The 26,924-nt window shown below is 71.6% G+C and carries 28 protein-coding genes; 20 read left to right on the top strand and 8 right to left on the bottom strand.

Annotation, left to right across the window (positions count from 1 at the left end; genetic code table 11):
* Positions 1-240 precede the first annotated feature (240 nt).
* The 4 genes from ACGFYY_RS40315 (at position 241) to glmM (ending at position 4,255) form a co-directional block, all read left to right on the top strand.
* On the top strand, positions 241-1,521 hold the full coding sequence (locus ACGFYY_RS40315) for a glycosyltransferase family 87 protein (RefSeq protein WP_393717316.1): 1,281 nt from the start codon (positions 241-243) through the stop codon (positions 1,519-1,521).
* A 232-nt stretch (positions 1,522-1,753) separates the two neighbouring features.
* Positions 1,754-2,197, top strand: coding sequence for a 50S ribosomal protein L13 (gene rplM / locus ACGFYY_RS40310; protein WP_030725911.1), 444 nt, complete (start codon positions 1,754-1,756; stop codon positions 2,195-2,197).
* 42 nt (positions 2,198-2,239) lie between these two features.
* The gene (gene rpsI, locus ACGFYY_RS40305; protein WP_109778533.1) at positions 2,240-2,761 is read left to right on the top strand and encodes a 30S ribosomal protein S9; all 522 of its coding nucleotides are present in this window, start codon (positions 2,240-2,242) and stop codon (positions 2,759-2,761) included.
* Between the two features lie 135 nt (positions 2,762-2,896).
* Positions 2,897-4,255, top strand: coding sequence for a phosphoglucosamine mutase (glmM, locus tag ACGFYY_RS40300; RefSeq protein WP_365267928.1), 1,359 nt, complete (start codon positions 2,897-2,899; stop codon positions 4,253-4,255).
* A gap of 23 nt (positions 4,256-4,278) precedes the next feature.
* Here the strand turns inward: glmM and ACGFYY_RS40295 are convergent, their stop codons facing one another.
* Together ACGFYY_RS40295 and coaA are read right to left on the bottom strand one after the other, a co-directional pair.
* The gene (locus ACGFYY_RS40295) at positions 4,279-5,250 is read right to left on the bottom strand and encodes a DUF389 domain-containing protein (protein ID WP_393717313.1); all 972 of its coding nucleotides are present in this window, start codon (positions 5,248-5,250) and stop codon (positions 4,279-4,281) included.
* 23 nt (positions 5,251-5,273) lie between these two features.
* Positions 5,274-6,323: a type I pantothenate kinase gene (coaA, locus tag ACGFYY_RS40290; RefSeq protein WP_393717311.1), complete on the bottom strand. Its 1,050-nt coding sequence runs from the start codon at positions 6,321-6,323 to the stop codon at positions 5,274-5,276.
* A gap of 298 nt (positions 6,324-6,621) precedes the next feature.
* On the opposite strand from coaA, the gene ACGFYY_RS40285 reads away from it, so the two are divergent.
* From ACGFYY_RS40285 to ACGFYY_RS40250, 8 genes are all read left to right on the top strand, one after another.
* Complete coding sequence (locus ACGFYY_RS40285) at positions 6,622-7,395, top strand: hypothetical protein (RefSeq protein WP_393717309.1); 774 nt, start codon at positions 6,622-6,624, stop codon at positions 7,393-7,395.
* 108 nt (positions 7,396-7,503) lie between these two features.
* Entirely contained in the window at positions 7,504-9,351 is a 1,848-nt protein-coding gene (gene glmS, locus ACGFYY_RS40280; protein ID WP_393717307.1) for a glutamine--fructose-6-phosphate transaminase (isomerizing), read from the top strand.
* Between the two features lie 21 nt (positions 9,352-9,372).
* Positions 9,373-9,741 (top strand): holo-ACP synthase, encoded by a 369-nt coding sequence (locus tag ACGFYY_RS40275; protein WP_365267937.1) that lies wholly within the window; start codon positions 9,373-9,375, stop codon positions 9,739-9,741.
* A gap of 8 nt (positions 9,742-9,749) precedes the next feature.
* Positions 9,750-11,159 carry an NAD(P)H-hydrate dehydratase gene (locus ACGFYY_RS40270; RefSeq protein WP_393717305.1) on the top strand — a complete coding sequence of 470 codons (1,410 nt, stop codon included), beginning with the start codon at positions 9,750-9,752 and terminating at the stop codon, positions 11,157-11,159.
* 145 nt (positions 11,160-11,304) lie between these two features.
* A complete protein-coding gene (gene alr / locus ACGFYY_RS40265) occupies positions 11,305-12,441 on the top strand; it encodes an alanine racemase (protein WP_393717303.1) in 1,137 nt (378 codons plus the stop codon).
* Positions 12,386-13,645, top strand: coding sequence for an alpha/beta fold hydrolase (locus ACGFYY_RS40260; protein WP_393717301.1), 1,260 nt, complete (start codon positions 12,386-12,388; stop codon positions 13,643-13,645). Before alr ends, ACGFYY_RS40260 begins: the two co-directional genes overlap by 56 nt.
* Positions 13,596-14,162, top strand: a complete 567-nt coding sequence (gene tsaE / locus ACGFYY_RS40255) for a tRNA (adenosine(37)-N6)-threonylcarbamoyltransferase complex ATPase subunit type 1 TsaE (protein ID WP_393717299.1) — start codon at positions 13,596-13,598, stop codon at positions 14,160-14,162. Before ACGFYY_RS40260 ends, tsaE begins: the two co-directional genes overlap by 50 nt.
* A 115-nt stretch (positions 14,163-14,277) precedes the next feature.
* Complete coding sequence (locus ACGFYY_RS40250; RefSeq protein WP_393717297.1) at positions 14,278-14,487, top strand: hypothetical protein; 210 nt, start codon at positions 14,278-14,280, stop codon at positions 14,485-14,487.
* A gap of 86 nt (positions 14,488-14,573) precedes the next feature.
* Here ACGFYY_RS40250 and ACGFYY_RS40245 read toward each other — a convergent pair whose 3' ends face one another.
* Positions 14,574-15,128 (bottom strand): hypothetical protein, encoded by a 555-nt coding sequence (locus tag ACGFYY_RS40245; RefSeq protein ID WP_393717295.1) that lies wholly within the window; start codon positions 15,126-15,128, stop codon positions 14,574-14,576.
* A 119-nt stretch (positions 15,129-15,247) separates the two neighbouring features.
* Between ACGFYY_RS40245 and tsaB the strand changes: the two genes are divergently transcribed.
* From tsaB to ACGFYY_RS40225, 4 genes are read left to right on the top strand one after another with little or no spacing between them, the layout of a single operon-like run.
* Positions 15,248-15,910: a tRNA (adenosine(37)-N6)-threonylcarbamoyltransferase complex dimerization subunit type 1 TsaB gene (tsaB, locus tag ACGFYY_RS40240; protein WP_393717294.1), complete on the top strand. Its 663-nt coding sequence runs from the start codon at positions 15,248-15,250 to the stop codon at positions 15,908-15,910.
* 29 nt (positions 15,911-15,939) lie between these two features.
* Entirely contained in the window at positions 15,940-16,419 is a 480-nt protein-coding gene (gene rimI / locus ACGFYY_RS40235; RefSeq protein WP_109778878.1) for a ribosomal protein S18-alanine N-acetyltransferase, read from the top strand.
* Positions 16,412-17,551, top strand: a complete 1,140-nt coding sequence (tsaD, locus tag ACGFYY_RS40230; RefSeq protein ID WP_393717292.1) for a tRNA (adenosine(37)-N6)-threonylcarbamoyltransferase complex transferase subunit TsaD — start codon at positions 16,412-16,414, stop codon at positions 17,549-17,551. The genes rimI and tsaD overlap by 8 nt, the downstream gene beginning before the upstream one ends.
* Positions 17,548-17,820, top strand: coding sequence for a hypothetical protein (locus tag ACGFYY_RS40225; RefSeq protein WP_030725866.1), 273 nt, complete (start codon positions 17,548-17,550; stop codon positions 17,818-17,820). Before tsaD ends, ACGFYY_RS40225 begins: the two co-directional genes overlap by 4 nt.
* A 156-nt stretch (positions 17,821-17,976) precedes the next feature.
* Here ACGFYY_RS40225 and ACGFYY_RS40220 read toward each other — a convergent pair whose 3' ends face one another.
* Complete coding sequence (locus tag ACGFYY_RS40220; protein WP_393717318.1) at positions 17,977-19,224, bottom strand: methyltransferase domain-containing protein; 1,248 nt, start codon at positions 19,222-19,224, stop codon at positions 17,977-17,979.
* Between the two features lie 150 nt (positions 19,225-19,374).
* Here ACGFYY_RS40220 and ACGFYY_RS40215 point away from each other — a divergent pair, with 150 nt between their 5' ends.
* Both ACGFYY_RS40215 and ACGFYY_RS40210 read left to right on the top strand, forming a co-directional pair.
* On the top strand, positions 19,375-20,244 hold the full coding sequence (locus tag ACGFYY_RS40215) for a polysaccharide deacetylase family protein (protein ID WP_365279054.1): 870 nt from the start codon (positions 19,375-19,377) through the stop codon (positions 20,242-20,244).
* A complete protein-coding gene (locus ACGFYY_RS40210) occupies positions 20,241-21,122 on the top strand; it encodes a polysaccharide deacetylase family protein (RefSeq protein WP_365279057.1) in 882 nt (293 codons plus the stop codon). The genes ACGFYY_RS40215 and ACGFYY_RS40210 overlap by 4 nt, the downstream gene beginning before the upstream one ends.
* Positions 21,123-21,522: 400 nt before the next feature.
* Here the strand turns inward: ACGFYY_RS40210 and ACGFYY_RS40205 are convergent, their stop codons facing one another.
* Positions 21,523-21,807 carry a hypothetical protein gene (locus ACGFYY_RS40205; protein ID WP_365279060.1) on the bottom strand — a complete coding sequence of 95 codons (285 nt, stop codon included), beginning with the start codon at positions 21,805-21,807 and terminating at the stop codon, positions 21,523-21,525.
* A 249-nt stretch (positions 21,808-22,056) separates the two neighbouring features.
* Between ACGFYY_RS40205 and ACGFYY_RS40200 the strand changes: the two genes are divergently transcribed.
* The gene (locus tag ACGFYY_RS40200) at positions 22,057-23,409 is read left to right on the top strand and encodes a hypothetical protein (protein ID WP_393717288.1); all 1,353 of its coding nucleotides are present in this window, start codon (positions 22,057-22,059) and stop codon (positions 23,407-23,409) included.
* Here ACGFYY_RS40200 and ACGFYY_RS40195 read toward each other — a convergent pair.
* Entirely contained in the window at positions 23,406-24,164 is a 759-nt protein-coding gene (locus ACGFYY_RS40195) for a GntR family transcriptional regulator (RefSeq protein ID WP_393717286.1), read from the bottom strand. The two genes, ACGFYY_RS40200 and ACGFYY_RS40195, sit on opposite strands and share 4 nt — an antisense overlap.
* A 271-nt stretch (positions 24,165-24,435) precedes the next feature.
* Here ACGFYY_RS40195 and ACGFYY_RS40190 point away from each other — a divergent pair, with 271 nt between their 5' ends.
* Positions 24,436-24,642, top strand: coding sequence for a hypothetical protein (locus tag ACGFYY_RS40190; protein WP_393717284.1), 207 nt, complete (start codon positions 24,436-24,438; stop codon positions 24,640-24,642).
* Positions 24,643-25,019: 377 nt separating this feature from the next.
* Here the strand turns inward: ACGFYY_RS40190 and ACGFYY_RS40185 are convergent, their stop codons facing one another.
* Both ACGFYY_RS40185 and ACGFYY_RS40180 read right to left on the bottom strand, forming a co-directional pair.
* Positions 25,020-26,459, bottom strand: coding sequence for an FtsW/RodA/SpoVE family cell cycle protein (locus tag ACGFYY_RS40185; protein WP_393717282.1), 1,440 nt, complete (start codon positions 26,457-26,459; stop codon positions 25,020-25,022).
* Positions 26,447-26,740, bottom strand: coding sequence for a hypothetical protein (locus ACGFYY_RS40180; protein ID WP_393717280.1), 294 nt, complete (start codon positions 26,738-26,740; stop codon positions 26,447-26,449). Before ACGFYY_RS40180 ends, ACGFYY_RS40185 begins: the two co-directional genes overlap by 13 nt.
* Positions 26,741-26,924 lie beyond the last annotated feature (184 nt).

The following is a 26,924-nucleotide window of genomic DNA, read 5'->3' as shown; positions in this document are numbered from 1 at the left end:
GCTAGGTCGTCTCTTTCGGATCTTGTCGGATGAGCCCGGGTCGTCCGGTGCGGTGCCTCGCAAGGCGGAGGGGCGCCCGTGTACCGGACGTACTCGGGTGCCCCGACAACGCGGCGAGGTGCCGTGCCGGGCGGGCCGGGCCCGGCAAGAGCCGGAAGAGACGACCTAGGGGGAGACCGACCGCCCCCCGCGGTCGAGTGAGGGGCAGGCGTCGTGGGGCTGCGGCCTAGCATCTGGCTGTTGAAGTGGGAGAACCAGGGCGTCAGGAACCGGGGGGACGGGGGCGGGGGCACCGGGAACCGGCTGATCGAGTGGCTGCTGCGGCCGGCCTCCCCGCCCTGGCAGGTGGTCTCCCTCGCCGTGCTCCTCGGGATCGCCGTCTCCACGAGCCTGCGGGCGAACTGGGGCTCCGACAACGCGTTCGTGGTCAAGGCCGCGGAGACGCTGCTGGCCGGCGGGTCCCCGTACGAGGACAAGCGCTTCCTCTACCTGCCCAGCGCCGTGCTCATGGCGGTGCCGGAGGCGCTGCTGCCGCGCGAGGTGTTGCGGTGGGTGCTGCCGCTCGGGATGTCGGGGCTGCTGGGCATCGGCTGGCTGGCCGCGCTGCGGATGTTCGCGGTGCCGCTGCGCTCGCGCTTCGCCGTCGGCGGTTTCGCGGTGTTCGCCCTCCTCTACAAGCCGTACATCAACCTGGTGCTGATCGGGAACTGGACCGCCATCTCGGCGGCCGCCCTGCCCGTGGCGCTGCTGCTCGCCCACCGGAACAGGTGGGGGTCGGCCGGGCTGGTGGTCGGGCTCGCGATCGCGTGCAAGCCGATGCTGGTGCCCCTCGGGCTGCTCTTCCTGGTCGCCCGGCGCCGGCGCGCTCTGGCCGCGGCCGTGCTGGTGCCGCTGGGGTTCTCGCTGGCCGGCGCGCTGGTGATGCCGAGCCCCTCGCTGTTCTTCACCAAGACCCTGCCCTTCCTGCTCCAGGGGCAGGACTCGTACGCGCTGCCGTGGGACGCCTCGCCGATCGCCGTGCTGCCCCGGCTGGGCGTACCCGCTCCGGTGGCGGTGTCGGTGGCCTTCGCGGGGGCCTGCGCGGGCCTGTGGGCGGCCTGGGTGCGGTGGCGACGGGAGGACACCGACGGGGGTGAGCTGCGCCTGGTGGAGACGGCCTGCATGGTGATGCTCGCCGCATTCCTGGTGTCGCGACCGTCCTTCGACCACTACCTGCTGGTGGTCCTGCCGCTGCTGATGGCCTCGGTGGTGCGGGCGGACTCGGCGGCGCGTTCGCCCTGGTTCTGGGCGGCGTTGGGACCTCAGGTGGCGGGCATTCCGTGGCCGTCCGAGCTGGAGGCCAAGCGGCGGGCGTTCAAGGACTGCGCCACCCTGTGCGGGCTCACGATCGTGTCGGCGTGTCGTGCGGTGCGCTCCGGGCGGGTTACCCTGGAGCCCGTAACAACTGCGGGGTCCCCACCCAGGACCGAACCGGAGTGCGCCGCGACGCCAGCAGAATCGGCATCGCGGACCGCGTTTTGACCCGTACGGGTCTGCTTGGGTATCCTGCTGGTTTGTTATGCGTATTGGCTTTCTCATTCTCACGTGAAAGGGCCTTGCGCCGGTCCACCGGACCGATGACCAGCAGTTCACGCGGGTTGCGTCCCCGTCGTGAATGAGGGCTGTCGTGATCGTCCGTGGTGACCCTGTCAGGACCTTCCCGTTGGGGCTTGCGCCCTTGGGATACCACCACCGAAGAAGCGAAGGCATACGCGTGCGTACGTTCAGCCCCAAGCCCGGCGACATCTCGCGCCAGTGGCTCGTCATCGACGCCCAGGACGTTGTCCTCGGCCGTCTGGCGACCCAGGCCGCAGCCCTCCTGCGCGGCAAGCACAAGCCGACTTACGCCCCCCACATGGACATGGGCGACTTCGTCATCATCGTCAACGCCGACAAGGTTCACCTGTCCGGCAACAAGGCGTCGCAGAAGATGGCGTACCGCCACTCCGGCTACCCGGGCGGTCTCCGCTCCGTGCGTTACGACGACCTCCTGGCGAACAACCCGGAGAAGGCCGTCGAGAAGGCCATCAAGGGCATGCTCCCCAAGAACACCCTGGGCCGTCAGATGCTCTCGAAGCTGAAGGTCTACTCGGGCGATGTGCACCCCCACGCTGCTCAGCAGCCGGTGCCGTTCGAGATCACCCAGGTCGCGCAGTAGTTCCGGCCACCCCCTAAGACGTAGAAAATTCTGAGGAGCATCGTGGCCGAGACCACCGCCGAGACGACCCCCGTCGAAGAGTTCGAGGGCAACGTCGAGGAGTACACCACCGAGTCGGACGTCGTCGTCGAGGGCGACTACACCTCCGAGTCCCTTGCCGGCCGCTTCGGCGACCCCCAGCCGGCCGCCGGCCTGGGCCGTCGCAAGAACGCCATCGCCCGCGTCCGGATCGTTCCGGGCACCGGCAAGTGGAAGATCAACGGTCGCACCCTTGAGGACTACTTCCCCAACAAGGTGCACCAGCAGGAAGTCAACGAGCCCTTCAAGCTCCTGGAGCTCGACGGTCGCTACGATGTCATCGCCCGCATCGCGGGTGGCGGCGTGTCCGGCCAGGCCGGCGCCCTGCGCCTCGGCGTGGCCCGTGCGCTGAACGAGGCGGACGTGGACAACAACCGCCCGGCGCTGAAGAAGGCCGGCTTCCTCTCCCGCGACGACCGTGCGGTCGAGCGCAAGAAGGCCGGTCTCAAGAAGGCCCGTAAGGCACCGCAGTACAGCAAGCGTTAATCTGCGCCTGCTGTTCTGCAACGAAACCGCCCCGGCAGCACTCTCTGTGCTGCCGGGGCGGTTCGTTTACCGCCACAAGCGGCAAATATCTGTCACAAGCGGTCATACGCGAAGCGGAAACTCGGGAGGACAACAGTGGGACGACTCTTCGGGACGGACGGTGTACGCGGCGTCGCCAACGCGGATCTGACGGCGGAGCTCGCGCTCGGCCTCTCCGTGGCGGCTGCCCACGTACTGGCCGAGGCGGGCACCTTCGAGGGCCACCGGGCGACCGCCGTGGTCGGTCGGGATCCCCGTGCCTCCGGCGAATTCCTGGAGGCCGCGGTCGTGGCCGGCCTCGCGAGCGCGGGCGTGGACGTCCTGCGCGTCGGTGTGCTGCCCACCCCGGCGGTGGCGTATCTCACCGGTGCGCTGGGCGCCGACCTCGGCGTGATGCTCTCCGCCAGCCACAACGCCATGCCCGACAACGGCATCAAGTTCTTCGCGCGCGGCGGCCACAAGCTCGCCGACGAGCTGGAGGACCGCATCGAGTCGACCTACGAGCAGCACCGCACCGGTGCGCCCTGGGACCGACCCACCGGCTCCGGCGTCGGCCGCGTCTCGGACTACAACGAGGGCTTCGACCGGTACGTCGCCCACCTCATCGGTGTCCTCCCGAACCGCCTCGAAGGCCTGAAGGTCGTCCTGGACGAGGCCCACGGCGCGGCCGCGTACGTCTCGCCCGAGGCCTTCACCCGGGCCGGCGCGGAGATCGTCACGATCGGCGCCGAGCCCGACGGCCTCAACATCAACGACGGCTGCGGCTCCACCCACCTCGGCCTGCTCAAGGCGGCCGTGGTCGAGCACGGCGCCGACTTCGGCATCGCGCACGACGGCGACGCCGACCGCTGCCTGGCCGTGGACGGCTCCGGCGAGGAGATCGACGGCGACCAGATCCTCGCCGTGCTGGCCCTCGCCATGCGCGAGGCCGGCCAGCTGCGCGAGAACACCGTGGTCGGCACCGTGATGTCCAACCTGGGCTTCAAGCTGGCCATGGAGGCCGAGGGCATCCAGGTCGTGCAGACCGGGGTCGGCGACCGCTACGTGCTGGAGTCGATGAAGGAGCACGGCTACGCGCTCGGCGGCGAGCAGTCCGGCCACGTGATCATCCTCGACCACGCGACCACCGGCGACGGCACCCTGACCGGCCTGCTGCTCGCGGCGCGTGTCGCGGCCACCGGCAAGTCCCTCGCCGAGCTGGCGGGCGTCATGCAGCGGCTGCCGCAGGTGCTCATCAACGTGCCCGACGTGGACAAGTCCCGCGTCACCACCTCCGCCGAGCTGGCGGCGGCGGTCCTCGACGCCGAGCGCGAGCTGGGCACCACCGGGCGGGTGCTGCTGCGTTCCTCCGGCACGGAGCCGCTCGTACGGGTCATGGTCGAAGCCGCCGACATCGAGCAGGCCCGCTCGGTCGCCGGCCGCCTCGCGGACGTCGTGAAGTCCGCGCTCGGCTAGCCGGCTGGGCCGTCCAGGCCCTTCTAGACACCGCCGCCAGGCCTGCGTGGCGCACCCGGTTTCCGGATCATCCGGCTCTCCTGGGTGCGCCACAGCAGTTTCCAGCAGATGAGGGTGAGCGTCCCGGAGAGGATGATCCCGCCCAGGTTCAACGCCAGCTGCACGGCCGAGCCCCACATCTGCGAGAAGTCGCCGTAGCTGAGGGCCACCGCCGCGTTCGCGCCCGCCGGGACGGTGGTGACGGAGATGGCCACGCCCACCAGCGCACCGGCCTTCGCCGAGGTCAGCGACAGCATGCCGGCGACACCGGCGAGCAGCGCCACGACGAAGGAGAACGGGTCGGGCTGCCAGATGAAGCTGGTGTTCGGCCGGGGGTTCTCCAGCATTCCCTCGTGGAAGAGGCCGAGCGCGGTCATCCCCAGACTGAAGACCGTCGTCGCCACGATCGCCGCCGTGAAGCCGACGAACAGCGCGAGGAGCGAGCGGCCGGCCAGCCTGCGGCGGCGCTGCACCAGGCCGGTGCAGATTCCGGCGAGGGGGCCGAACTCCGGGCCGACCGCCATGGCGCCGACGATCAGGATCGCGTTGTCCAGGACCACACCGCACGCCGCGATCATCGTCGCCACGATCATGAATACGGCGTAGGTGATGGTGAGGGTGGACTCCTCGTGCGTCGACTCGGCGAGCTGCTCCCAGACCACCGCGTCGGCGGCCTCGCCCGGTGCCTCCTCCTCGGCCTGCTCGGCGCGTCTGGAGATCGACAGGTCGATGTTCTCCACGGCGATCGAGCCGTTCTGGTCGATGCCGAGCCGGCGCATCGCCTGGAGGAGTTCGTCGGCCGCCTCGCGGGCGACGTCGCACAGGACGACATCGCCCTCGGGGTCGCGGGCGGCGCCGGCCAGTACGACCAGATGGGTGGTGCCGACCGTCCGGTCGATCAGCCCCACCACCTGTTCCGTGAGGTGGTGCGGGGTGATCATCCGTAGATGCAGCATGCCCGCACCCTAGCGACTGCGGGCTAGAGCTTGCGCAGGCTCAGCTTCTGCACCTTGTGATCGGGGCCCTTGCGGACGACGAGGGTGGCCCGGCCGCGGGTGGGCGCCACGTTCTCCAGCAGGTTGGGGCGGTTGATCGTCCGCCACATCGTCTGCGCGTACTCCATGGCCTCCTCCTCGGAGACCTGGGTGTACTTGCGGAAGTAGGAGAAGGGGTTCTGGAACGCGGTCGCGCGCAGCTTCCGGAACCGGTTCAGGTACCAGCGCTCGATGTCCTCGGGGCGGGCGTCCACGTACACGCTGAAGTCGAAGTAGTCGGCGAGGGCGACGCGGGTACGGCCGTCCGTGCCCGGGAGGGCCGGCTGGAGCACGTTGAGGCCCTCGACGATGAGGATGTCCGGGCGGCGGACGACGAGCTCCTCGCCGGGGACGATGTCGTAGATCAGGTGGGAGTAGACCGGGGCCCGGACCTCGTCCTTGCCGGCCTTGATGTCGGCGACGAAACGGGTGAGCGCGCGGCGGTCGTAGGACTCCGGGAACCCCTTGCGGGAGGTCAGCCCACGGCGCTGGAGCTCCTTCATCGGGTACAGGAAGCCGTCGGTGGTGACCAGCTCCACGCGCGGGTGCTCGGGCCAGCGGGCCAGCAGGGCCTGCAACAGGCGGGCCACGGTGGACTTGCCGACGGCGACCGAACCGGCGACCCCTATGACGAAGGGGGTGCCCTGCTGGGCGCCGTGCCCGTTGCCCGCGTCACCGAGGAAGGTGTTGAGGGTGCCGCGGAGGTTGCTGGTGGCACCGACGTAGAGGTTGAGGAGCCGGGACAGCGGCAGGTAGACGTCGCGCACCTCGTCGAGGTCGATGACGTCACCGAGCCCGCGCAGCCGCTCCACCTCGTCGGCGGTCAGCGGCAGCGGCGTCCGCTCCCGCAGGGCGCTCCACTCGGCGCGGGTGAGGTCGACGTAGGGCGAGGCCTCGGGGCCCCGGCGGTGTCCGGGGCGTGTGGGGTGCCCGTCCCGACCGGTGCGCTCCGTTGCGTCGTCCGGCGTGTTGCTTCGTGGCGGCGAAGTGATCACACCGCCATTGTCGGGGCTCCGGGGCGGTTGTGGGTGGTGTGGTCGGTCACGTGCCGGGCGGGAGCGACGGCCACCGTGCCGGGTCCGGCCGGTGGGCGTGAGGTTGTACGCGGCCTGGTTGCGATTGGAAATTCTTGGGGTCTCGTCCGGGTCACGATCGGCGGGGAACGCCGCTCCGAGCCACGCGGTGATCGATCGCCCCGTACATTGTTGATCATCGCAGTCACACCCACGCCCCCTCTTCGGGGGCGCGGTTCGGGCTGCCCTGTCGCAGTCGTCTCCATGGGGGAGTTTTCTCGTGCGCAACGCTCTTGTCCGCCGTACCGTCCTGACCGCCTCCGCGGTGTCCCTGACCCTGCTCGTCACCGCCTGCGGCGCCGACAAGAAGGACGACACCAAGGCCGACGCCAAGCCGTCCGGCGCCTCCTCCTCCGCCGCCGCGGCCAAGGGCAAGACGGACGCCGAGCTGACCCCCCTCCTGCTGACGCAGGCCGAGGCCCCCAAGGACAGCGTCGTCAAGGCGCCCTCCGCGGACGCCCTCAAGAAGCTCACGGCCACCACCGACAAGGCCGAGTGCAAGCCGCTCGGCCAGGCCGCGTCGATGGAGCCCCAGGGCACCTCCACCGGTGTGGCCCGCACCCAGGTCGGCGGCACCTCCGGCAAGCCCGTCGACCCGAACGCCTCCGAGGCGGACAAGCTGAAGGCCGGCCTCGAGATGCTCGCCGGCGCCAGCGGCACCTCCGTGACCCTGACCTCCTACGACGGCAAGGGCGCCGAGGAGGCGTTCGCCGGCTTCAAGAAGGCCGGCACCGCGTGCGCGGGCGGGTACACGATGACGCAGGACGGCGAGGCCCTCAAGATCAACAAGGTCGTCGCGGGCGACGCCGTCACGGCCGGCGACGAGTCCGTCTCCTTCCTGGCGGACTTCGGTGACGCCGAGACCCCCATGGCCGGCCAGGTGGTCATGGTGCGCAAGGGCAACACCCTCGCCACGTTCTCGGTGCAGAGCATGAGCGGCAAGCCGGTGCTCCCGAAGGACGTCGTCGAGGCGCAGGTCAAGAAGCTCGGCTGACGCCCGCCCGAAGACACGTCGAACCCGCCCCGGCGCACGCGCCGGGGCGGGTTTTTCGTCTTGTTCGGCTACGGGGCAGACGGACAACTACGGCGTACGCTGCGGCCTATGTGCGGAATTGTGGGTTACGTGGGAGCGCAGTCGGCGCTCGATGTGGTCATCGCCGGACTCAAGCGGCTGGAGTACCGCGGCTACGACTCGGCCGGGGTCGCCGTGCTCGCGGACGGCGGTCTGGCGGCCGTCAAGAAGGCCGGGAAGCTGGTCAACCTGGAGAAAGAGCTGGTCGGGCACCCGCTGCCGGCCGGTTCCACGGGGCTCGGGCACACCCGGTGGGCGACCCACGGCGGGCCCACCGACGCCAACGCCCACCCGCACCTCGACAACTCGGGGCGCGTCGCCGTCGTGCACAACGGCATCATCGAGAACTTCGCCGCGCTGCGCGCCGAACTGGCCGAACGCGGACACCGGCTGGAGTCCGAGACGGACACCGAGGTCGTGGCGCACCTGCTGGCGGAGCAGTTCTCGGCCACCGCCGATCTCGCCGAAGCGATGCGGCAGGTCTGCCGGCGCCTGGAAGGCGCGTTCACCCTCGTCGCCGTGCACGCCGACGAGCCGGACGTGGTGGTCGGCGCACGCCGGAACTCGCCCTTGGTGGTCGGTGTCGGAGAGGGCGAGAACTTCCTCGCCTCGGACGTGGCCGCGTTCATCGCCCACACGCGGTCCGCGATCGAGCTGGGGCAGGACCAGGTCGTCGAGCTCCGCCGCGAGGGCGTCACGGTGACCAACTTCGACGGGTCGGCCGCCGCCGTGCGGGCGTACCACGTGGACTGGGACGCCTCGGCGGCCGAGAAGGGCGGCTACGACTACTTCATGCTCAAGGAGATCGCCGAGCAGCCGAAGGCCGTCGCCGACACCCTCCTGGGCCGGATCGACGCGAGCGGCTCGCTGACCCTGGACGAGGTGCGCATCCCCGTCTCGGTGCTCAGGGAGGTCGACAAGGTCGTGATCGTGGCGTGCGGCACGGCCTACCACGCGGGCATGATCGCGAAGCTGGCCATCGAGCACTGGACGCGCATCCCGTGCGAGACGGAGCTGGCGAGCGAGTTCCGCTACCGCGACCCGATCCTGGGCCGGCGGACGCTGGTGGTCGCGATCTCGCAGTCCGGCGAGACCATGGACACCCTGATGGCGCTGCGCCACGCGCGTGAGCAGGGCGCCAAGGTGCTCGCCATCTGCAACACGAACGGGTCGACGATTCCGCGCGAGTCGGACGCCGTGCTCTACACGCACGCCGGCCCCGAGGTGGCCGTCGCCTCGACCAAGGCCTTCCTGACGCAACTGGTGGCCTGCTACCTGGTCGCGCTCTACCTCGGACAGGTCCGGGGCACGAAGTGGGGCGACGAGATCGAGGCCGTCGTCCACGAGCTGTCGGACATCGCCGCGGCCGTGGACACGGTCCTGGAGACCATGGAGCCGGTACGGGAACTCGCGCGCTCCCTCGCCGACAAGAACACCGTGCTGTTCCTGGGACGGCACGTCGGATATCCGGTGGCGCTGGAGGGCGCGCTCAAGCTCAAGGAGCTGGCGTACATGCACGCCGAGGGCTTCGCGGCCGGCGAGCTCAAGCACGGGCCGATCGCGCTGATCGAGAAGGACCTGCCGGTGGTGGTGGTCGTGCCCTCGCCGCGCGGCCGGTCGGTGCTCCACGACAAGATCGTGTCGAACATCCAGGAGATCCGGGCGCGCGGGGCGCGGACCATCGTCATCGCGGAGGAGGGCGACGAGGCGGTCGTCCCGTACGCCGACCACCTGATCCGGATCCCGGCGACGCCGACGCTGCTCCAGCCGTTGGTGGCGACGGTTCCGCTCCAGGTGTTCGCCTGCGAGCTGGCGACGGCGCGCGGCAACGAGGTGGATCAGCCACGTAACCTCGCCAAGTCCGTGACCGTGGAGTAGTAGTCGGCTGGAGTTGTCGTTGTGATTATCGGCGTCGGGATCGACGTAGCGGAGATCGAGCGGTTCGGCGCGGCGCTGGAGCGCACCCCGAACCTGGCCGGACGGCTGTTCGTCGACGCCGAGTTGACACTGCCGAGCGGCGAGCGGCGCGGGATCGCCTCGCTCGCCGCGCGGTTCGCCGCCAAGGAAGCGCTGGCCAAGGCGCTGGGCGCGCCCGGCGGCATGCTGTGGACCGACGCCGAGGTGTACGTCGAGGCCACCGGCCGGCCGCGGTTGCGGGTGTCCGGGACCGTCGAGGCGCGGGCGCTGGAGCTGGGCGTCAGGTCCTGGCACATCTCGCTCAGCCACGACGCCGGTGTCGCGTCCGCCGTGGTGATCGCAGAAGGGTAGGGCAGTCCGTGCGAACTGCTTACAGCGTGGAGACCGTACGGGCCGCCGAGCGGGAGCTGATGGCCCGGCTGCCCGAGGGCGCCCTGATGCAGCGGGCGGCGGCGGGTCTCGCCGCCGCGTGCGCCGAGGTGCTGCGGCGGACCCGCGGCGGGGTGTACGGCGCCCGGGTCGCGCTGCTCGTCGGCCCCGGGGACAACGGCGGCGACGCGCTGTACGCGGGCGCCCGGCTGGCCCGGCGCGGGGCCGCGGTGACGGCCGTACCGATGGACCCCGAGCGGATGCACCCCGGCGGGACGGCCGCGCTGCGGGCCGCCGGGGGACGGGTGGAGCGGGCCGTACCGCGGCGGGCGGACCTCGTACTGGACGGGCTGCTCGGGATCGGCGGCAAGGGCGGGCTGCGCCCGGCGGCCGCGGACCTGGTGGAGCGGATCCCGCCGGGGGTCCCCGTGGTCGCGGTGGACCTCCCCAGCGGGGTGGACGCGGACACCGGGGAGGTGGCGGGGCCGGCCGTGACCGCCGAGGTGACGGTGACCTTCGGGGCGTACAAGCCCGGCCTGCTGATCGACCCGGGGGCTTCGCGGGCGGGCGCGACGCACCTGGTGGACATCGGGCTGGAACTGCCGTCGCCGCAGGTGGAGGCGCTGCAGCACGCGGATGTGGCGGCGCTGCTGCCGGAGCCGACGGCGACGAGCGACAAGTACCGGCGGGGTGTGGTCGGGATCGTCGCCGGGTCCGCGCAGTACCCGGGCGCGGCGGTGCTGGCCGTGGCGGGAGCGCTGCGCGGCGGCGCGGGCGCGGTGCGGTACGTGGGGCCGGCGGCCGCCCAGGAGGCGGTGCTCGCCCGCTACCCCGAGACGCTGATCGGGCCCGGTCGGGTGCAGGCGTGGGTGGTCGGCCCGGGGCTGGGCGAGGGGCGCGCCGGGGAGGTCGCGGAGCTGCTGGCGGGGGACACGGCGGTGCTGGTCGACGCGGACGGGCTGCGCGGGCTGGACGCGACGGTGCTGCGGGCCCGGACGGCCCCCACCCTGCTGACCCCGCACGCGGGTGAGGCCGCGGCGCTGCTGGGGGTGGAGCGGACGTCGGTGGAGGCGGGCCGGCTGGACGCCGTACGGGCGCTGGCGCAGCGGTACGGCGCGGCGGTGCTGTTGAAGGGCTCCACGACGCTGGTCGCCTCGGGCGGGCAAGCCGCCGTTCGGGTGAATCCGACGGGCACCCCGTGGCTGGCCACCGCGGGCAGCGGTGACGTGCTGTCCGGGCTGGCCGGATCCCTCCTGGCGGGCGGGCTGTCCGGGGCGGACGCGGGCGCGGTGGGCGCGTACCTCCACGGCCTGGCGGCCCGCCGCGTCGGCGGCCCCCTGCTGGCCCACCAGGTGGCGGAAGCCCTCCCCGCCGCTTGGCGGGACGTGACCCACCCCTGACCTGCGAAGGCCCCGTCCCGCGCCGTGCGCCTCGAACGCCGGAGAGGCCGCGGGCCGGTCCCGCCGGCGGGCCGTGGCGCAAGCTCGACGACCGGTTGGGCCAGCCCCCGCAAGGCCGGGCGGGGGTTCTGAGAGACTGGGGGCGATGAACGAGACAGCGACGCGCGTGTACGCCGAGATCGATCTTGACGCCGTACGGGAGAACGTGCGCGCACTGCGCGAGCGGGCGCCCCGGGCCGAGTTGATGGCCGTGGTCAAGGCGAATGCCTACGGGCACGGGGCCCTGGAGTGCGCCAAGGCCGCCCAGGAGGCCGGAGCCACCTGGCTCGGTACCGCCACGCCCGACGAGGCCCTCGCGCTCCGCGCCGCCGGGATCCAGGGGCGCCTCATGTGCTGGCTCTGGACCCCGGGCGGGCCCTGGCGGGAGGCCGTCGAGGCCGATATCGACGTCGCCGTCAGCGGCATGTGGGCCCTCGACGAGGTGCGCGAGGCCGCCCGCGCCGCCGGCCGCACCGCGCGCATCCAGCTCAAGGCCGACACCGGCCTCGGCCGCAACGGCTGCCAGCCCGCCGACTGGGAGGCGCTGGTCGGCGCGGCCGTCGCCGCCCAGGCCGAGGGGACCGTCCAGGTCACCGGCGTCTGGTCGCACTTCGCCTGCGCCGACGAGCCAGGACACCCCTCGATCCAGCTCCAACTGGCCGCCTTCCGCGACATGCTCGCGTACGCCGAGAAGGAGGGCGTCGAGCCCGAGGTCCGGCACATCGCCAACTCGCCCGCCACCCTCACCCTGCCCGAGTCGCACTTCGACCTGGTGCGCTGCGGGCTGGCGGTCTACGGGGTCTCGCCCGCCCCCGAGCTCGGCACCCCGGCCCAGCTGGGCCTGCGGCCCGCGATGACCCTCAAGGCCTCCCTCGCGCTGGTCAAGACGGTTCCGGCCGGGCACGGGGTGAGCTACGGCCACCACTACGTCACCGACGCCGAGACCCACCTCGCGCTGATCCCGGCCGGCTACGCCGACGGCATCCCGCGCCAGGCATCCGGCCTCGGACCGGTGCTCGTCGGCGGCAAGGTCCGCCAGGTCGCCGGGCGCGTCGCGATGGACCAGTTCGTGGTCGACTTGGGGGAAGACCACGCCCGCGCCGGTGACGAGGCCGTCATCTTCGGGGACGCGGAGCGCGGTGAACCGACCGCCGAGGACTGGGCACGAGCGGCGCACACGATCGCGTATGAGATCGTCACCCGTATCGGTGCACGAGTGCCCCGGGTGTACCTGGGCGGCTGAGCGGAGTGAGGGCGGCGGCGTGAGCGAGAACTGGCGCAAGGCCGGCTGGGCAGGCGCCGCCATCGGCGTGATAGCCGCGGGCGCGGCGGCCGGTGTCGCGGTCGAACGGATCACCGTCGGGCGGGGCATGCGGATGAAGGCACGCCTGGCACTCGACGCGGCCGGGGACTACGGGTCCCTGCGCGGCACCGAGGGAATCTGCCGGGCCGAGGACGCCACCGAGCTCTACTACGAGATCGACGAGCTCCCCGACGACGGCAAGCGGCGCCGGCTGCGACGCAAGGCCGAACCCCCGGCCACCGTCGTCTTCTGCCACGGCTACTGCCTCGGCCAGGACTCCTGGCACTTCCAGCGCGCGGCCCTGCGCGGTGTGGTCCGCGCCGTCTACTGGGACCAGCGCAGCCACGGCCGCAGCGCCCGGGGCCTGGCCCAGGCGGACGGCGAACCGGTGACCATCGACCAGCTCGGCCGGGACCTCAAGGCCGTCATCGACGCGACCGCCCCCGAGGGGCCGCTGATCCTCGTGGGTCACTCGATGGGCGGAATGACCATCATGGGATTCGCCGAGCAGTACCCCGAACTCGTCCGCGACCGCGTCGTCGGCGTCGCCCTGGTCGGCACCTCCAGCGGCCGCCTCGGCGAGGTGACGTACGGGCTTCCGGCCGTCGGCATGGGAGCCGTGCGCCGGATCCTGCCGGGCGTGCTCAAGGCGCTCGGCTCGCAGGTGGAGCTGGTGGAGAAGGGCCGGCGGGCCACCGCCGACCTCTTCGCCGGAATGATCAAGATGTACTCGTTCGGCTCCCGGGACGTGGACCCGGGCGTCGCGCGGTTCGCGGAGCGGCTGATCGAGGCCACGCCCATCGACGTGGTCGCCGAGTTCTACCCGGCCTTCCAGACCCACGACAAGACCACGGCGCTCCAGCTGTTCGCGGACCTGCCGGTCACCGTCCTGGCCGGGGACAAGGACATGATCACCCCGGCCGCGCACAGCGTCGCCATCAAGGAGGCGCTCCCCGGCGCCGACCTCGTGGTCCTGGAGTCCACCGGGCACCTGATGATGCTGGAACGCCCGGAGACCGTGACGCGGCTGCTCACCGAGCTGCTGACGCGCACCGGGGCGGTGGCCGTCCCCGCAGCGACTAACGTTGGCGGGCATGGAAGAAGTACCGCTGGAAGCACAGCGCAGCCAGGCGCCGGCACCTGAGGCCGCTGCCGGCTCGGAGACCCGGATCACCATCGACTCCCCGGACGCGATGCAGGAGTTGGGCCGCAGGATCGCCGCCCTGCTGCGCCCCGGCGACCTCGTCCTGCTGACCGGCGAGCTGGGCGCGGGCAAGACCACGCTCACCCGGGGGCTCGGCGAGGGCCTGGGCGTCCGCGGGGCCGTGACCTCGCCGACCTTCGTGATCGCCCGCGTGCACCCCTCGCTGACGGGCGGGCCGGCGCTGGTGCACGTGGACGCGTACCGCCTGGGCGGCGGGCTCGACGAGATGGAGGACCTGGACCTCGACGTCTCGCTGCCCGAGTCCGTGGTCGTCGTGGAGTGGGGCGACGGCAAGGTGGAGGACCTCTCCGACGACCGGCTCCACGTGGTGATCGCGCGGGCCGTCGGCCACGAGGAGGTCCTGGACGACGTACGGGAGGTCTCGGTGCGCGGGGTCGGGGAGCGCTGGGGCGCCGGGGCGGGACTCGACGCCCTGGCCGGAGCCCTCTCGGAGTAAACGTACCGACAACTCGTCGGCAACATATTGCGCTGTCGGCAGCCCTCGTGGTGACATGGTACCGAGAGTTTCTTAGGTATGCCTAAGTACGGTGTCCCGGGTCCAGGAGGCAGCCATGTCGGCACCAGCAGGAGCACAGCGCGAACCCCGCCCGTCCACCGTCTCCATGTGGACGCTCCTCGCCGCCGGCGTGGCCGCCACCGCCGTCTCGACACCACCCGCGCGCGAGTACGCCACGGCACCGGGTGGGCCGGTGGACACCGCACACGAAGCGGCCGCCCCGGAATCCGAAGCGTCCTGGAGGGTGTCCCGCGGGGCGGCCTGAGGGCGGCCTGAGACGCCCCGGGCGCCCGTCGCCTCACCCGTTCGGGTGAATGCGCGGGCGCCCGCCGATGATCGTTCAGCCGCCCGTCAGGGAACGACGACGACCTTCGCGGCGATCGTCGCGAACGCCCACATCGCATCGCCGTCGGCACGGGTCATACGGATGCCGCCGGTCTTCTTGTTCGGGTCGGGCTCCGGCAGCGCGCCGTCCGTACGGGCGCTGAAACCGACCGCCACGCCCTCCGCGCTCGCGAACCGCACGACGTGCTCGATCGGCACGCCGTCCGAACCGGTGACCGAACCCGAGCGCGAACCCACCGCGTAGCTGCCCGGCTTCGGGTGCACCGTGCTCGGCATCACCGTGAACGACTTCGGGGGCTGCGCGGGGTCGCCCACCAGCCACACCCGCTTCTGACCCACCGAGTACACGACGCGCACCCCGGTGCCGGAACCCTCGGGTACGGCCACCGGCTTCGCCGGGTCCTGCTCGGCGGCCGGGCTCGCGGCGGGGGCCGGCTCCTGCGCGGCGGCCTTCGGGGGGCGCGCGGGCGCCGTGGCGGAAGCCTGGTAGCCGAGGAAGCCGACGACGGCCACTGCCGCGGCGGTGAGCCCGGCCACGATTCCCGAGCTGCTGCGTGCCACCTTGCTCCACCTTCCCGCGCCGACCGATACCACGTCAGGTACCCCGTCGAAAGGTAGCAGCCGCCCTGCTCCCAGACCGGCCGCAAGGGGTGCGGCCGCCGGAGTCGTAGGCTGTTCGCGTGCTCTTGCTCGCCGTAGATACCGCCACGCCCGCCGTCACCGTCGCCCTGCACGACGGTGAGTCCGTCGTCGCCGAGTCGAACCAGGTCGACGCCCGCCGCCACGGGGAGCTCCTGCTGCCCTCCGTGGACAAGGTCCTCGCCGAGGCCGGGGTCACGCTCGAAGCCGTCACCGGCGTCGTCGTCGGTGTCGGCCCCGGCCCCTACACCGGGCTGCGCGTCGGCCTCGTCACCGCCTCCACCTTCGCCGCCGTGCTGGGCGTGCCCGTGCACGGCCTGTGCACGCTCGACGGCCTCGCGTACGCCGCCGGCGCCGCCGGCATCGAGGGCCCCTTCGTCGTCGCCACCGACGCGCGGCGCAAGGAGGTCTACTGGGCCCGGTACGAGGACCCGCGCACGCGCGTCGGCGAGCCCGCCGTGGACCGCCCGGCCGACATCGCCGAGCAGGTCGCGGGCCTGCCCGCCGTGGGCCAGGGCGCGCTCCTCTACCCCGAGGTCTTCACCGACGCCCGCCACCCCGAGCACCAGTCCGCCGCGGCCATGGCCGCGCTGGCCGCGGAACGACTGGCGGCGGGCCTGGAGTTCCTGCCTCCGACCCCGCTCTACCTGCGCCGGCCCGACGCCCAGGTGCCGAAGAACTACAAGGTGGTCACCCCGCAGTGACCCCGGCGACCCCCCACACCCTGCGCGAGATGCGCTGGTGGGACATCGGGCCCGTGCTGGAACTGGAGCACGAGCTGTTCCCCGAGGACGCCTGGTCCGCCGGGATGTTCTGGTCCGAACTCGCCCACGCCCGCGGCCCCCGGGCCACGCGCCGCTACATCGTCGCCGAGGACGCGGCGGGCCGGCTCGTGGGCTACGCCGGCCTGGCCGCCGCCGGTGACCTGGCCGACGTACAGACCATCGCGGCCGCCCGCGACCAGTGGGGGACCGGGCTCGGCGCCCGGCTCCTGACCGACCTGCTGCGCGCGGCCACCGCGTTCGAGTGCGCCGAGGTGCTGCTGGAGGTACGGGTGGACAACACCCGCGCCCAGAAGCTCTACGAGCGCTTCGGCTTCGAGCCCATCGGCTTCCGGCGCGGCTACTACCAGCCCGGCAACGTCGACGCGCTCGTCATGCGACTGACCGACCCCGCACAAGCACGAACTGAGAGCAGTGAGAGCAATGGCTGACGAACCGCTCGTCCTCGGCATCGAGACCTCCTGCGACGAGACCGGCGTCGGCGTCGTCCGCGGCACCACCCTGCTCGCGGACGCGATCGCGTCGAGCGTCGACGAGCACGCCCGCTTCGGCGGCGTCGTGCCCGAGGTGGCCTCGCGGGCCCACCTGGAGGCGATGGTCCCCACCATCGACCGCGCCCTGAAGGAGGCCGGGGTCAGCGCCCGCGACCTCGACGGCATCGCCGTGACGGCGGGCCCCGGCCTCGCGGGCGCGCTGCTCGTGGGCGTCTCGGCGGCCAAGGCCTACGCGTACGCGCTCGGCAAGCCGCTGTACGGCGTGAACCACCTGGCCTCCCACATCTGCGTGGACCAGCTGGAGCACGGGCCGCTGCCGGAGCCCACGATGGCGCTGCTGGTGTCCGGCGGGCACTCCTCGCTGCTGCTGGCCCCGGACATCACCTCCGACGTACGGCCGCTCGGCGCGACCATCGACGACGCGGCGGGCGAGGCCTTCGACAAGATCGCGCGCGTGCTCCAGCTGGGCTTCCCCGGCGGCCCGGTCATCGACCGCCTCGCACGCGAGGGCGACCCGAAGGCGATCAACTTCCCGCGCGGGCTGACGGGCCCGCGCGACGCCGCGTACGACTTCTCCTTCTCCGGGCTCAAGACGGCCGTCGCCCGCTGGATCGAGGCGAAGCGGAAGGCGGGCGAGGAGGTTCCGGTGCGCGATGTGGCGGCGTCCTTCCAGGAGGCGGTCGTGGACGTCCTGACGCGCAAGGCGATCCGGGCGTGCAAGGACGAGGGCGTCGACCACCTGATGATCGGCGGTGGTGTGGCGGCCAATTCCCGGCTGCGCTCGCTGGCGCAGGAGCGCTGCGACGCCGCGGGGATCATCCTGCGCGTACCGCGGCCGAAGCTGTGCACGGACAACGGCGCGATGGTCGCGGCCCTGGGCGCGGAAATGGTCAAGCGGAACCGGCCCGCGTCGGACTGGGACCTGTCGGCGGACTCCTCGCTGCCGGTGACGGACCCGCACGTTCCGGGTACCGGGCACGCGGCCGGTCACGAGCACGGGCACTCCCACGGGCACTCCCACGATCACGACCACGTGCACGAGATGAGCAAGGACAACCTGTACTCGTGAGCACCGTCGCGCTGATGTGGGAGGCCCGGGCCGCCGACGGCCGGGGCAACGAGCTGCTGGAGTGGGCCCGCGCCCAGGTCCTCGCCCGGGAGCCGGTGCGCCGCGAGGTGTTCCGGGCCCCGCAGGACCGGGTCCTCGTGATCACCTGGTGGGAGGCCGCCGAGGGCGTGGCGGCCGACCTCCCCGAGCTGCCGGAACCCGCCGCCGACCTGATCACCCGGGCGGTGCACCGCTGGCGGTTCGAGTCGGTGGAGGTCGACGGGGGCTGAGCGCCCCCGGGCCTGCCGGCCGGGGCGGTATCCGGTCCGCGGACCCCGGCACATCACGGCCCGACGGGCGCCGCCGGCCTGCTCACGGCCTGCTCGCGGCCTGCTCGCGACTGTTCACGGCCTGCTCACTGCTGCTCGTGGCGCCCGACCGGCACCTCACCGACCGGGCGTCGCCGCAGGCGGTACGACGGGAGCCGGCGCGCCGATCAGCATCGAGGGGGCTCCCGCCACCCGGGTCAGGAAGACGGTCGCCGAGTTCGGGCCCTGCGGCTTGACCTTCTTGCGCAGCTCCTCGGGCTCGATCGCCGAGCCGCGCTTCTTCACGGTCAGGATCCCGACCCCGCGCTCGCGCAGCAGGGCCTTCAGCTTCTTCAGGCCGAAGGGCAGCACATCCGTGATCTCGTACGCCGTCGCGTACGGCGTCGCGCGCAGCTCGTCCGCGGTGATGTAGGCGATCGTCGGGTCGATCAGCCGCCCGTCCAACCGCTCCGCGACCTCGGCGACCAGGTGGGCGCGGATGACGGCGCCGTCCGGCTCGTAGAGCCAACGGCCGACCGGCCCGGCCTGCGGATCGGGCAGCGGATCGGCGGTGTGCAGACCGCGTGGCCCCGGGAGCAGGGTGGCGCGTACGGTCCCGGGGGCGGTGCCGAACCACAGCACGGCCTCCTTGACGTCCCCCTGGTCGGAGATCCACTCGGCCTCGGCCTCCGCGGGCACGGCCTCGTGCGGGATCCCGGGCGCGATCTTGATGGCGGCGTACTTCGCCGCCCGGGCCGTCTCCACCGCCCACGACAGCGGCGGTGAGTACGACTCGGGGTCGAAGATCCGGCCGCGCCCCCCGCGCCGGGCCGGGTCGATGAAGACGGCGTCGTACCCGGCGGTGTCCACCTCCGTCACATCCGCCTCACGGACCTCGATCAGGTCCGCCAGCCCCAGCGCCTCGGCGTTGGCCCGCGCGACGGCGACCGTGAGCGGGTCGTGGTCCACCGCGAGCACCCGGATGCCGAGCCGGGCCAGGGCGAGGGCGTCCCCGCCGATCCCGCAGCACAGGTCCGCGACGCCGCGTACGCCGAGGGCGGCGAGCCGCTCGGCCCGGTACGAGGCCACGGACGCACGGGTGGCCATCTCGCCGCCGCCGGGCGTGAAGTACATCCGGAAGGCGTCCTCCGCGCCGAACTTCGCCACCGCGCGCTGCCGCAGCCGGGCCTGCCCGAGCGCGGCGGAGACCAGGGCGGCGGGGTGCTCGCGGCGCAGCCGGGTGGCGACGGCCAGTTCCTGGGCGGGGTCGTGGTCGCGGAGCGAGTCGAGGAGGGCGCGGCCCTCGGGGGTGAGGAGCGCGGCGAAGTCTTCGGGGGTCACGGGTCCATTGTCGGCGACGGGGCGGAGGCGGCCGGTGTGGGCCAGTCGAAGGAAGGTTCGGCCGCGTTCGCGGTGTCTTCCGGGGAGCCCGTGTGTCGGGTGTCAGGATGCGCTGCTATGCAGCTAGTACGACAAAAGGGAAATAAGTCGCAACAGGGTCACCGGTACGCGGCGGGTCCGCGCGGCCGGTTCGGGGTGGCCGTGGCGGCCCTGCTCGTCGCCGCCCTCGGTACGGCGTGCGGCTCCGGGGACACCGGGCCGGACAAGGCCGCCAAGGAGAAGGCCGCCAAGGCCGCCGAGGCCGGCGCCGCGGGTGCGCTCAGCGCCGCCGAGAAGGCCAAGGCGGCCCAGCAGGCACGCGTCGTCGCGGCCAAGAAATGGGGACTGCGCAAGACCCCGCTCGCCGCCCCGCCGGCACCGAAGGAGAAGCCCGAGATCCACACGCGCGACGGCTTCGAGGTGGAGGATCAGGAGGAGTACCCGAACGTCTTCACCACCGTCCCGACCGAGGACAAGGTCGTCTTCCTGACGATCGACGACGGCTCGGAGAAGGACCCCGAGTTCCTGAAGATGATGCAGGAGCTGAAGATCCCGTACACGGCCTTCCTCAGCGACTACGTCGTACGGGACAACTACCCGTACTTCAAGAAGATGCAGGACGCGGGCGTCACCCTGAACAACCACACGCTCAACCACCGCTACATGCCCGGACTGTCCTACGAGCAGCAGCGTGAGGAGATCTGCGGCCAGCAGGACACCATCCAGAAGCAGTTCGGCAAGCGGCCGACCCTCTTCCGGCCGCCGTACGGCAACTACAACCAGGACACGCTGCGCGCGGCGAAGTCCTGCGGCATCAAGGCCGTCCCGCTGTGGAACGCGGAAGCGTTCACCAACCGGATGGACTACCGGGAATGGGACCGCGACCTGCACCCCGGTGACATCATCCTCACTCACTTCCGGGGCAAGGAGGACTGGAAGGGCACGATGCCTGACATGATCCGTCATGTCATGAAGACCGTCACGGACAAGGGATACGCCGTGGCTCGCCTGGAGGACTATCTGTGAAGCACGCGCGCCGGTTGGTAGCCGGAACGCTGGCGGCCGGCGCGCTGGCGCTGTCCCTGACGGGGTGCGGGGACAGCGCGGACCCCACCGAACGACTGGCCGCCAGGACGGCGCAGCCGACCACCGGGGCCGGCGGCGCCACACCCTCGACGGCGTCGCCGTCGCCCGCGCCGGGGGGCGCCTCCGACGAGGCGTACAAGAAGTGGGGCCTGACGGCCCCCCTCCAGTACGCGCCCAAGCCGGACCGGAAACCGCAGCTCCCGAAGGCCGGTCCGGGCAAGGTCCCGGTCGTGGACCGAATACCCGTCCCGGCCGACGACAAGGTCGTCTTCCTGACCTTCGACGACGGCGCGGAGAAAGACCCCGAATTCCTGAAGATGGCGGCCGACCTCAAGCTGCCGATCAGCATGTTCCTCACGGACAACATCGCCTCGGCGGACTACGGATACTTCGAGAAGATCCGCGACAACGGCTCGGCGAGCACGATAAACAACCACACGCTGACGCACCCGAATCTGCGCACCCTCTCCTTCGAGGGCCAGAAGAAGGAGATATGCGGCCAGCAGGAACGCCTCGAGAAGCGCTTCGGCACCCGCCCGCCGCTCTTCCGCCCGCCCTTCGGCAATTACAACGACGACACCCTCCGGGCGGCCTCGGAGTGCGGAGTCTCGTCCCTGGTGCTGTGGCGGGTCTCGATGCAGATCAACAACTTCCAGTACGCCGCGGGCTCCGCCCTCAAACCGGGCGACATCGTCCTCGCCCACTTCCGCGGCCCCGGTGAACTCAAGGGCGCGACGGAAATCCAGATGACGACGCGCATGCTCCAGCGCATCCAGGAACAGGGCTACCGGATCGGCCGCCTGGAGGACTACCTGTAGGGGCGGGGGTGTGGTGCGCGGGATCCTGTCGGGCGGCATCAGGGGAGGGGTATGGGGGTTTCCCGTCAGTCCCATCGTGCCTCCGGGTCGGGCCGGTCCCTCAAGGGCGCTCCTCCTTCGTCGTCGCGTCGCTTCGCGATGGCCTTCGGCCACCCTTGACCGACCGTCCCGCCCCGGAGAAACGAAAGACTGCCGAGAAGCCCCCAAAGGGAACGAGCCGGTCCAAGGCGTGAGGGGCGCGGTGGTCGGAGATGCCCGGCCCGGTCGGGCGTGGGGGCGTTCCCGAGACGGGGCCATGGGAGCAGCACGCGGTGTCGGGGGAAGCGCGTCCGATCGCTACGCGCTCCCCACCCCTCAGCGTCTCCAGCCCGTCCTGGGCCGGGCGCAGGCCGCCCACGCCCTAGGCGGAGGCGACGACCTCGCCCGCTGTGACCTGCGGCGGGTTGGGCAGGAACCGGGCCAGGTTGTCGCGTACGAAGTGCGCCGCCCGCTCGATCGACTCGTCGGCGCCCGCACGGTCCCGGAAGACGCTGGTGGACACCATCACCCCACCTCCGGCGTCGACCCAGAAGTACGCCACGAACCCGGGGACCTGGCGCATGAGCGGCACGAACCCCTCGTCGACGATGCGCCCGGCCTCGGCCGGGTCGGTCACGCCTTCGTACCGCCGGACTGCTGCGTACATGGTCGGTCTCCTCAACGGTGCTCGGGGTCGGCGTCGCGAGGACGGCTTACCCGGCCCGACGGGTACGGGGCTCGCGCGGCGCCGGATGTCACCGGAAGGGACGCGCGAACGGACGTCCGCAGAGACGGCTCGTAGTGCAGACCGGATCGTCGACGACGTACATGTCCTGGTCTTCGCACTCGTCGCGTTCGGGACCGATGGTTGCGGTGCGACTCTCTTACGCGAAACACCGTCACCTAGGGTGCGGCCATGGACGCCGACGTACTCCACCGCAGGACCACCTGGCACGACGCCTGCGTGCCACCCCGCATCGTCGACCGCCTCCTCGACCTCGGGCACACCGACGTGGTGCGCGGGCTGGCCGTGGCGGAGGACGGCGACTGGTTCTGCGCCCGCGCGTGGGCGCGTCTGCTGGTCGATCGGGGCGAGTTGGACGGGGCCCTCGACGTACTGGGCCCGTATGTCGCCACCGGCTGGTGGCCGGCGGCCGAAGAGGCCGCGCGACTGCTGGACACAGGCGGTCGGGGCGAGGAGGCCATCGCCCTCGTGCGCCCGTTCGCGCGGGACGGAGAGCGCGTCGCCCGGCGGGACCTCGCCCTGCTGCTGGCCCGGCACGGTCGGGGAGAGGAGGCGTACGAGCTGCTCCTGCCGCACTTCACCGATTGGCTCATGGCCGAGGCGCTGGTCGAAGTGGGCGCCGGGCTGGGACGCGGCGACGAGATCGCGGAGCTGCTGCGGGCCCGCCTGGACCCGGGGAACGTGTGTGCGCGCTGCGGGGACCAGGACTGCGGCAGACGGTACATGGAGCCCTTCAACGCGGCGAGCCTGCTGGCGTCCGTACGCGAGAAGCAGGGCCGTACGGACGAGGCGATCGCGGTGCTGCGCTCGTACGAAGCCGTCGTCGTCAACAACCGTGACGCGCTGGCCGAACTACTGGTCCGGCACGACCGGCTCGACGAACTGCGCGCGTACGTGGCCGGCGAGAGCCCGTGGGAAGCCGCCCGGCAGCTGGCGGAGGTGCTGGAGGAGCGGGGCGACGTGGCGGGCGCGGTCGACGCGTACCGCATGCACGGGGACGAAGACCGCTGGCACACGTCGATCCTGCTGTCGAAGCTCCTGGCCCGGCATGGGCGCGGAGCCGAGGCCATCGAGGTCATGCGCGCACGGGACAGCGCCGAGGACTGGATCGTCGACCACCTGTGCGAGCTGTTCGCCGCCGAGGGCCGCGCCGAGGAGGGCCTCGCCCACCTCGACGCGCTCAAGGCCCGGCGGGGCCGGGAGGAGTGGGAGCTCTTCCGGCTGCGCGGGCCGCTCATGGCCGCCTGCGGCCGACTCGACGAGGCGATCGCGGACGCCACGGCCCACCCCGAGGGCGGAGGTCCGTACGCGAGGGAAGAACTGGCCCGACTCCTGGCCGATGCGGGACGCCTGGACGAGGCCGTGGCCCTCCTGGACACGGAGCGCCTGGAGCACACATGGGTCCTCGGCCCGCTCCTGATCGACCTGGGCCGCGTGGAGGAAGCGGTGACCCTGCTCCGAACCCCCCGCTCCCAGGTCCCGCCCCCGCAGCCCACCGGCTACAGCGACTCTCCCCCGTTCTAGGCGTCGAAGTCGTACTCCAGCACGTAGGAAGCGGAGTCCAGCGTCATCTCGTTGACCTCGACGACCCGCCCGCCCTGGGCGAACGCGGTGCGGACGATGTGGATGACGGGCGTGCCCATGGAGAGCGAGAGCCGCTCCGCCTCGTCGGCCGAGGGCATCCGGGACCGGATCTCCTCCCGGAAATGAACGGGCGCGAAGCCCAGCTCGGCCAGCCTCGCGTACGTCCCACCGGGGCCGGTGTCGACCTGTGTGATGGCCGAGTCCCCGACCACGTCGGACGGCAGGTACGACATGGCGAACAGCACCGGTTTGCCGTCGAGCACGAAACGGCGGGAGCGCGCCCACACGCGAGCCCCAGCGGGAATGCCAAGGGCGTCCGAGAAACGCCGGTCGGCTTCCTCTTCACGCACGTCGATGTGATCGACGATCAAGTCCCGGTCCTCGGATTCGTCGGACCAGATCGACCGGCCCGCGCCCCACTGCTCGTGGGCCAACCGCTGGATGCCACGCCGACGCAAGGGCTTGAACGCCCGCACGAAGACGCCGGCCCCCTTCCGCGCCTCCGTGAGACCCTCGTTCTGCAGGACGCCGAGTGCTTGGCGCGCGGTCATCCGGGCGACCTCGTAGGTGGCCATGAGGTCGTTCTCGCCGGGCAGCCGATCACCCGGGCCGTATTCGCCCGCCTGGATAGCCGTCCTCAGCGCATCGGCGATCCGCTGGTACTTCGGCTGACGGGTGCCGCCCTGGCTGCTCATGAAACCGATCACTCCCTCTCCTCTCTAGACACCCTAGGGCCAGAGGTATGTCACCGCGCGAACCTGCACCGACACCCTTTCGCTTATATCTCTAGAGATCTCTTGACGGGCTGCACCCGCATCGGCTGTACTGGCACATCTCTAGAGAGGTATTCGCTGGTGGTCTCGCAAGTGAGGGTGGTTGCTATGGCGCATGTGTCCGGCATTGATGCCGATGACGCTCCGCCGGTCAGGGCGGCGGGTGTCGGTGCCACCTGGCGCGGGGTGACAGATGAGTGATCGGTACGAGTACCTGCCGCACCGGCTTCTGCGCTGCCGTGTCAGGGACATCGCCTCCGGTGTCGAAGGTGAGCTGATGGCTGTAATCAATGAGAACGTCGCAAGGACAGGCATGGAGCGCTGGATGGAGCTTGCCTACATCCGTGCTGCCTCAGGCCGTGAATTCACTACTTCGGTCGCCAATCTGGAGCCTGCCTGACGGGAAGACGCGGCTGAACGGTGGTGGGCGGCCTGTGTCCGGCCACGGGCGGTGGTCGGACGCCGAGACGTGAGGTGCGCGTAGCGATCGGGCGCGCTTCGCCCGACCCGGGCCGGGGTTCGGACCGGCCTCGTCTCGGGATCGTCCCAACCGGAGCGGGGTCGGGCGTCTCAGGCCACCGCGCCAGTGTCTTGATGTTCCGGCTCGTTCCTTCGGGGGTTCCCGGCAGTCTTCGTATGTCCGGGGCGGGTCGGTCGGTCAAGGGTGGCCGTAGGCCATCGCGAAGCGACGCGACGACGAAGGAGGAGCGCCCTTGAGGGGCCGGCCCGACGCGGAGAGACGATGGGACTGACGGGAAACCCCGTACACGTCACCGGCTACCGCCCGAGCGGCTCCCGAACGCCGAAGCCGTCCCCGTCCGGTCCCGCCGTCATCACCGGTGTGATGGTCGTTTCCGCCGGGCCGTGGGTGTCCGCCTCGCGTTGGCGTTCCGCGCTGTCGCTGATGCGGAGGAGCAGGGCGATCATGATCCAGTTGGCCAGGAGGGACGAGCCGCCCTTGGCCAGGAAGGGCAGGGCCTTGCCCGTCAGGGGGATCAGACCCGTCACGCCGCCCGCGACCACGAAGACCTGCAGGGCCAGCGCCGCCGCCAGGCCCACCGCGAGCAGTTTGCCGAAGGGGTCGCGCGCACCCAGTGCCATCCGTAGCCCCCGCTGCACCAGGAGCGCGTAGAGGATCAGTACGGCCATCACCCCGGCCAGGCCCAGCTCCTCGCCCACGGTGGTCAGGATGAAGTCGCTGCGCCCGGCGAACGCGATCAGCTCGGGGTGGCCCACGCCCAGGCCGGTGCCGGAGATGCCGCCCGTGCCGAAGCTGAACAGTGCCTGCGCCGACTGGTCCGAGGTGACTCCCTCCGGCCGGTTCTCCCAGTAGTACGACAGCGGGTTGAGCCACGCGGCCACCCGCGCCTTGACGTGCGGCTCGGTCGAGCCGACCACGAAGGCACCCGCCGAGGCCATCAGCAGGCCGCAGACGATCCAGCTGGTGCGTTCGGTGGCGACGTACAGCATCACCACGAACACCCCGAAGAAGATCAGTGAGGTGCCGAGGTCGCGCTCGAAGACCAGCACCAGTATCGAGACGATCCACACCGTGACGATCGGGCCGAGCTGGCGCATCGGGGGCAGTCGCATGCCCAGGAACCGGCGGCCCGTCAGGGCCAGCGAGTCCCGGTGGATGACCAGGTAGCCGGCGAAGAAGATCGCGATCATGATCTTCACGAACTCGCCCGGCTGCAGCGAGAAGCCGAAGAGTTTGATCCAGCGCTTCGCGCCGTAGGTGTCCGCGCCGAAGAAGGCGGGCGCGATCAGCAGCACCAGCGCGACGGCCATGGTGATGTAGATGAACCGTTGCAGCAGCCGATGGTCGCGCAGCAGCGCCAGCACCAACAGGCAGGCGGCGACCCCGACCACCGTCCACATCAGCTGGCCGGGGGCGTTCGCGTCGGAGTTCCAACGCTCGATGTAGCCCTGGTCGAGGCGGTGCAGCAGGACGAGTCCGAGGCCGGTCAGCAGCATGGCGAGCGGGAAGATCAGCGGGTCCGCGTAGGCCGCGAAACGGCGTATGCCCAGGTGCCCCACCAGCGACAGCAGGGTCATGCTGATGGCGAAGTCGATGAACTTGGGTGGCAGCTCACCGTTCATGGCGAGGCCCGCGGAGGCGTGGCCGAGGACGGCGATGGCGACGACGAAGAGCAGGAGCAGCGCCTCGGTGCGCCGCCGGGCGACCGCCGACGTCAGCGGCTTCAGTCCACGCACGGGATGCCGCCACCGTCCTGGGGGGCGGACGGCGAGGGCGACGGCGGAGGCGCCGCCTCGGGTGAGGACGAGGCGCCCGATGCGCCGGAGTCGGCGGAAGCTTTGGGTCCGATCTGTTCGGCAATAAGGCGCTTTATCTTCATATCAACTACGACGTTGATGTCCTCCCCATAGTTCCTTCCGAAGCCCTCGATGGGAAGCGTCGTGAAGTGGACCTTCCCGCCGGACAGGTTCTTCGCCTGCTTCGCGAACGCCATCAGGTCCCAGCCCTGGTCCGTCACGGGGTGCGGCGCCGTTGCCGGGGCTCTGCCCCGGACCCCGCGCCTCAATCGCCGGCGGGGCTGGGATTTGCGGGCCCGTGCCTTGGCGTGCGGCGGGGCGGGTCGGTGTCGGTGGTGGGTCGGGGGGGGGGGCCGGGGTGGGGTGTGTCAACCGCTCCCCCCCAAACGGGGTTTATGGGGTGTG

The sequence above is a fragment of the Streptomyces sp. NPDC048331 genome (genome assembly GCF_043201215.1).
Taxonomy (GTDB): Bacteria; Actinomycetota; Actinomycetes; order Streptomycetales; family Streptomycetaceae; genus Streptomyces.
The sequence above is the reverse complement of the archived record's forward strand: the minus strand, read 5'-3'. Positions and strand labels throughout refer to the sequence as shown.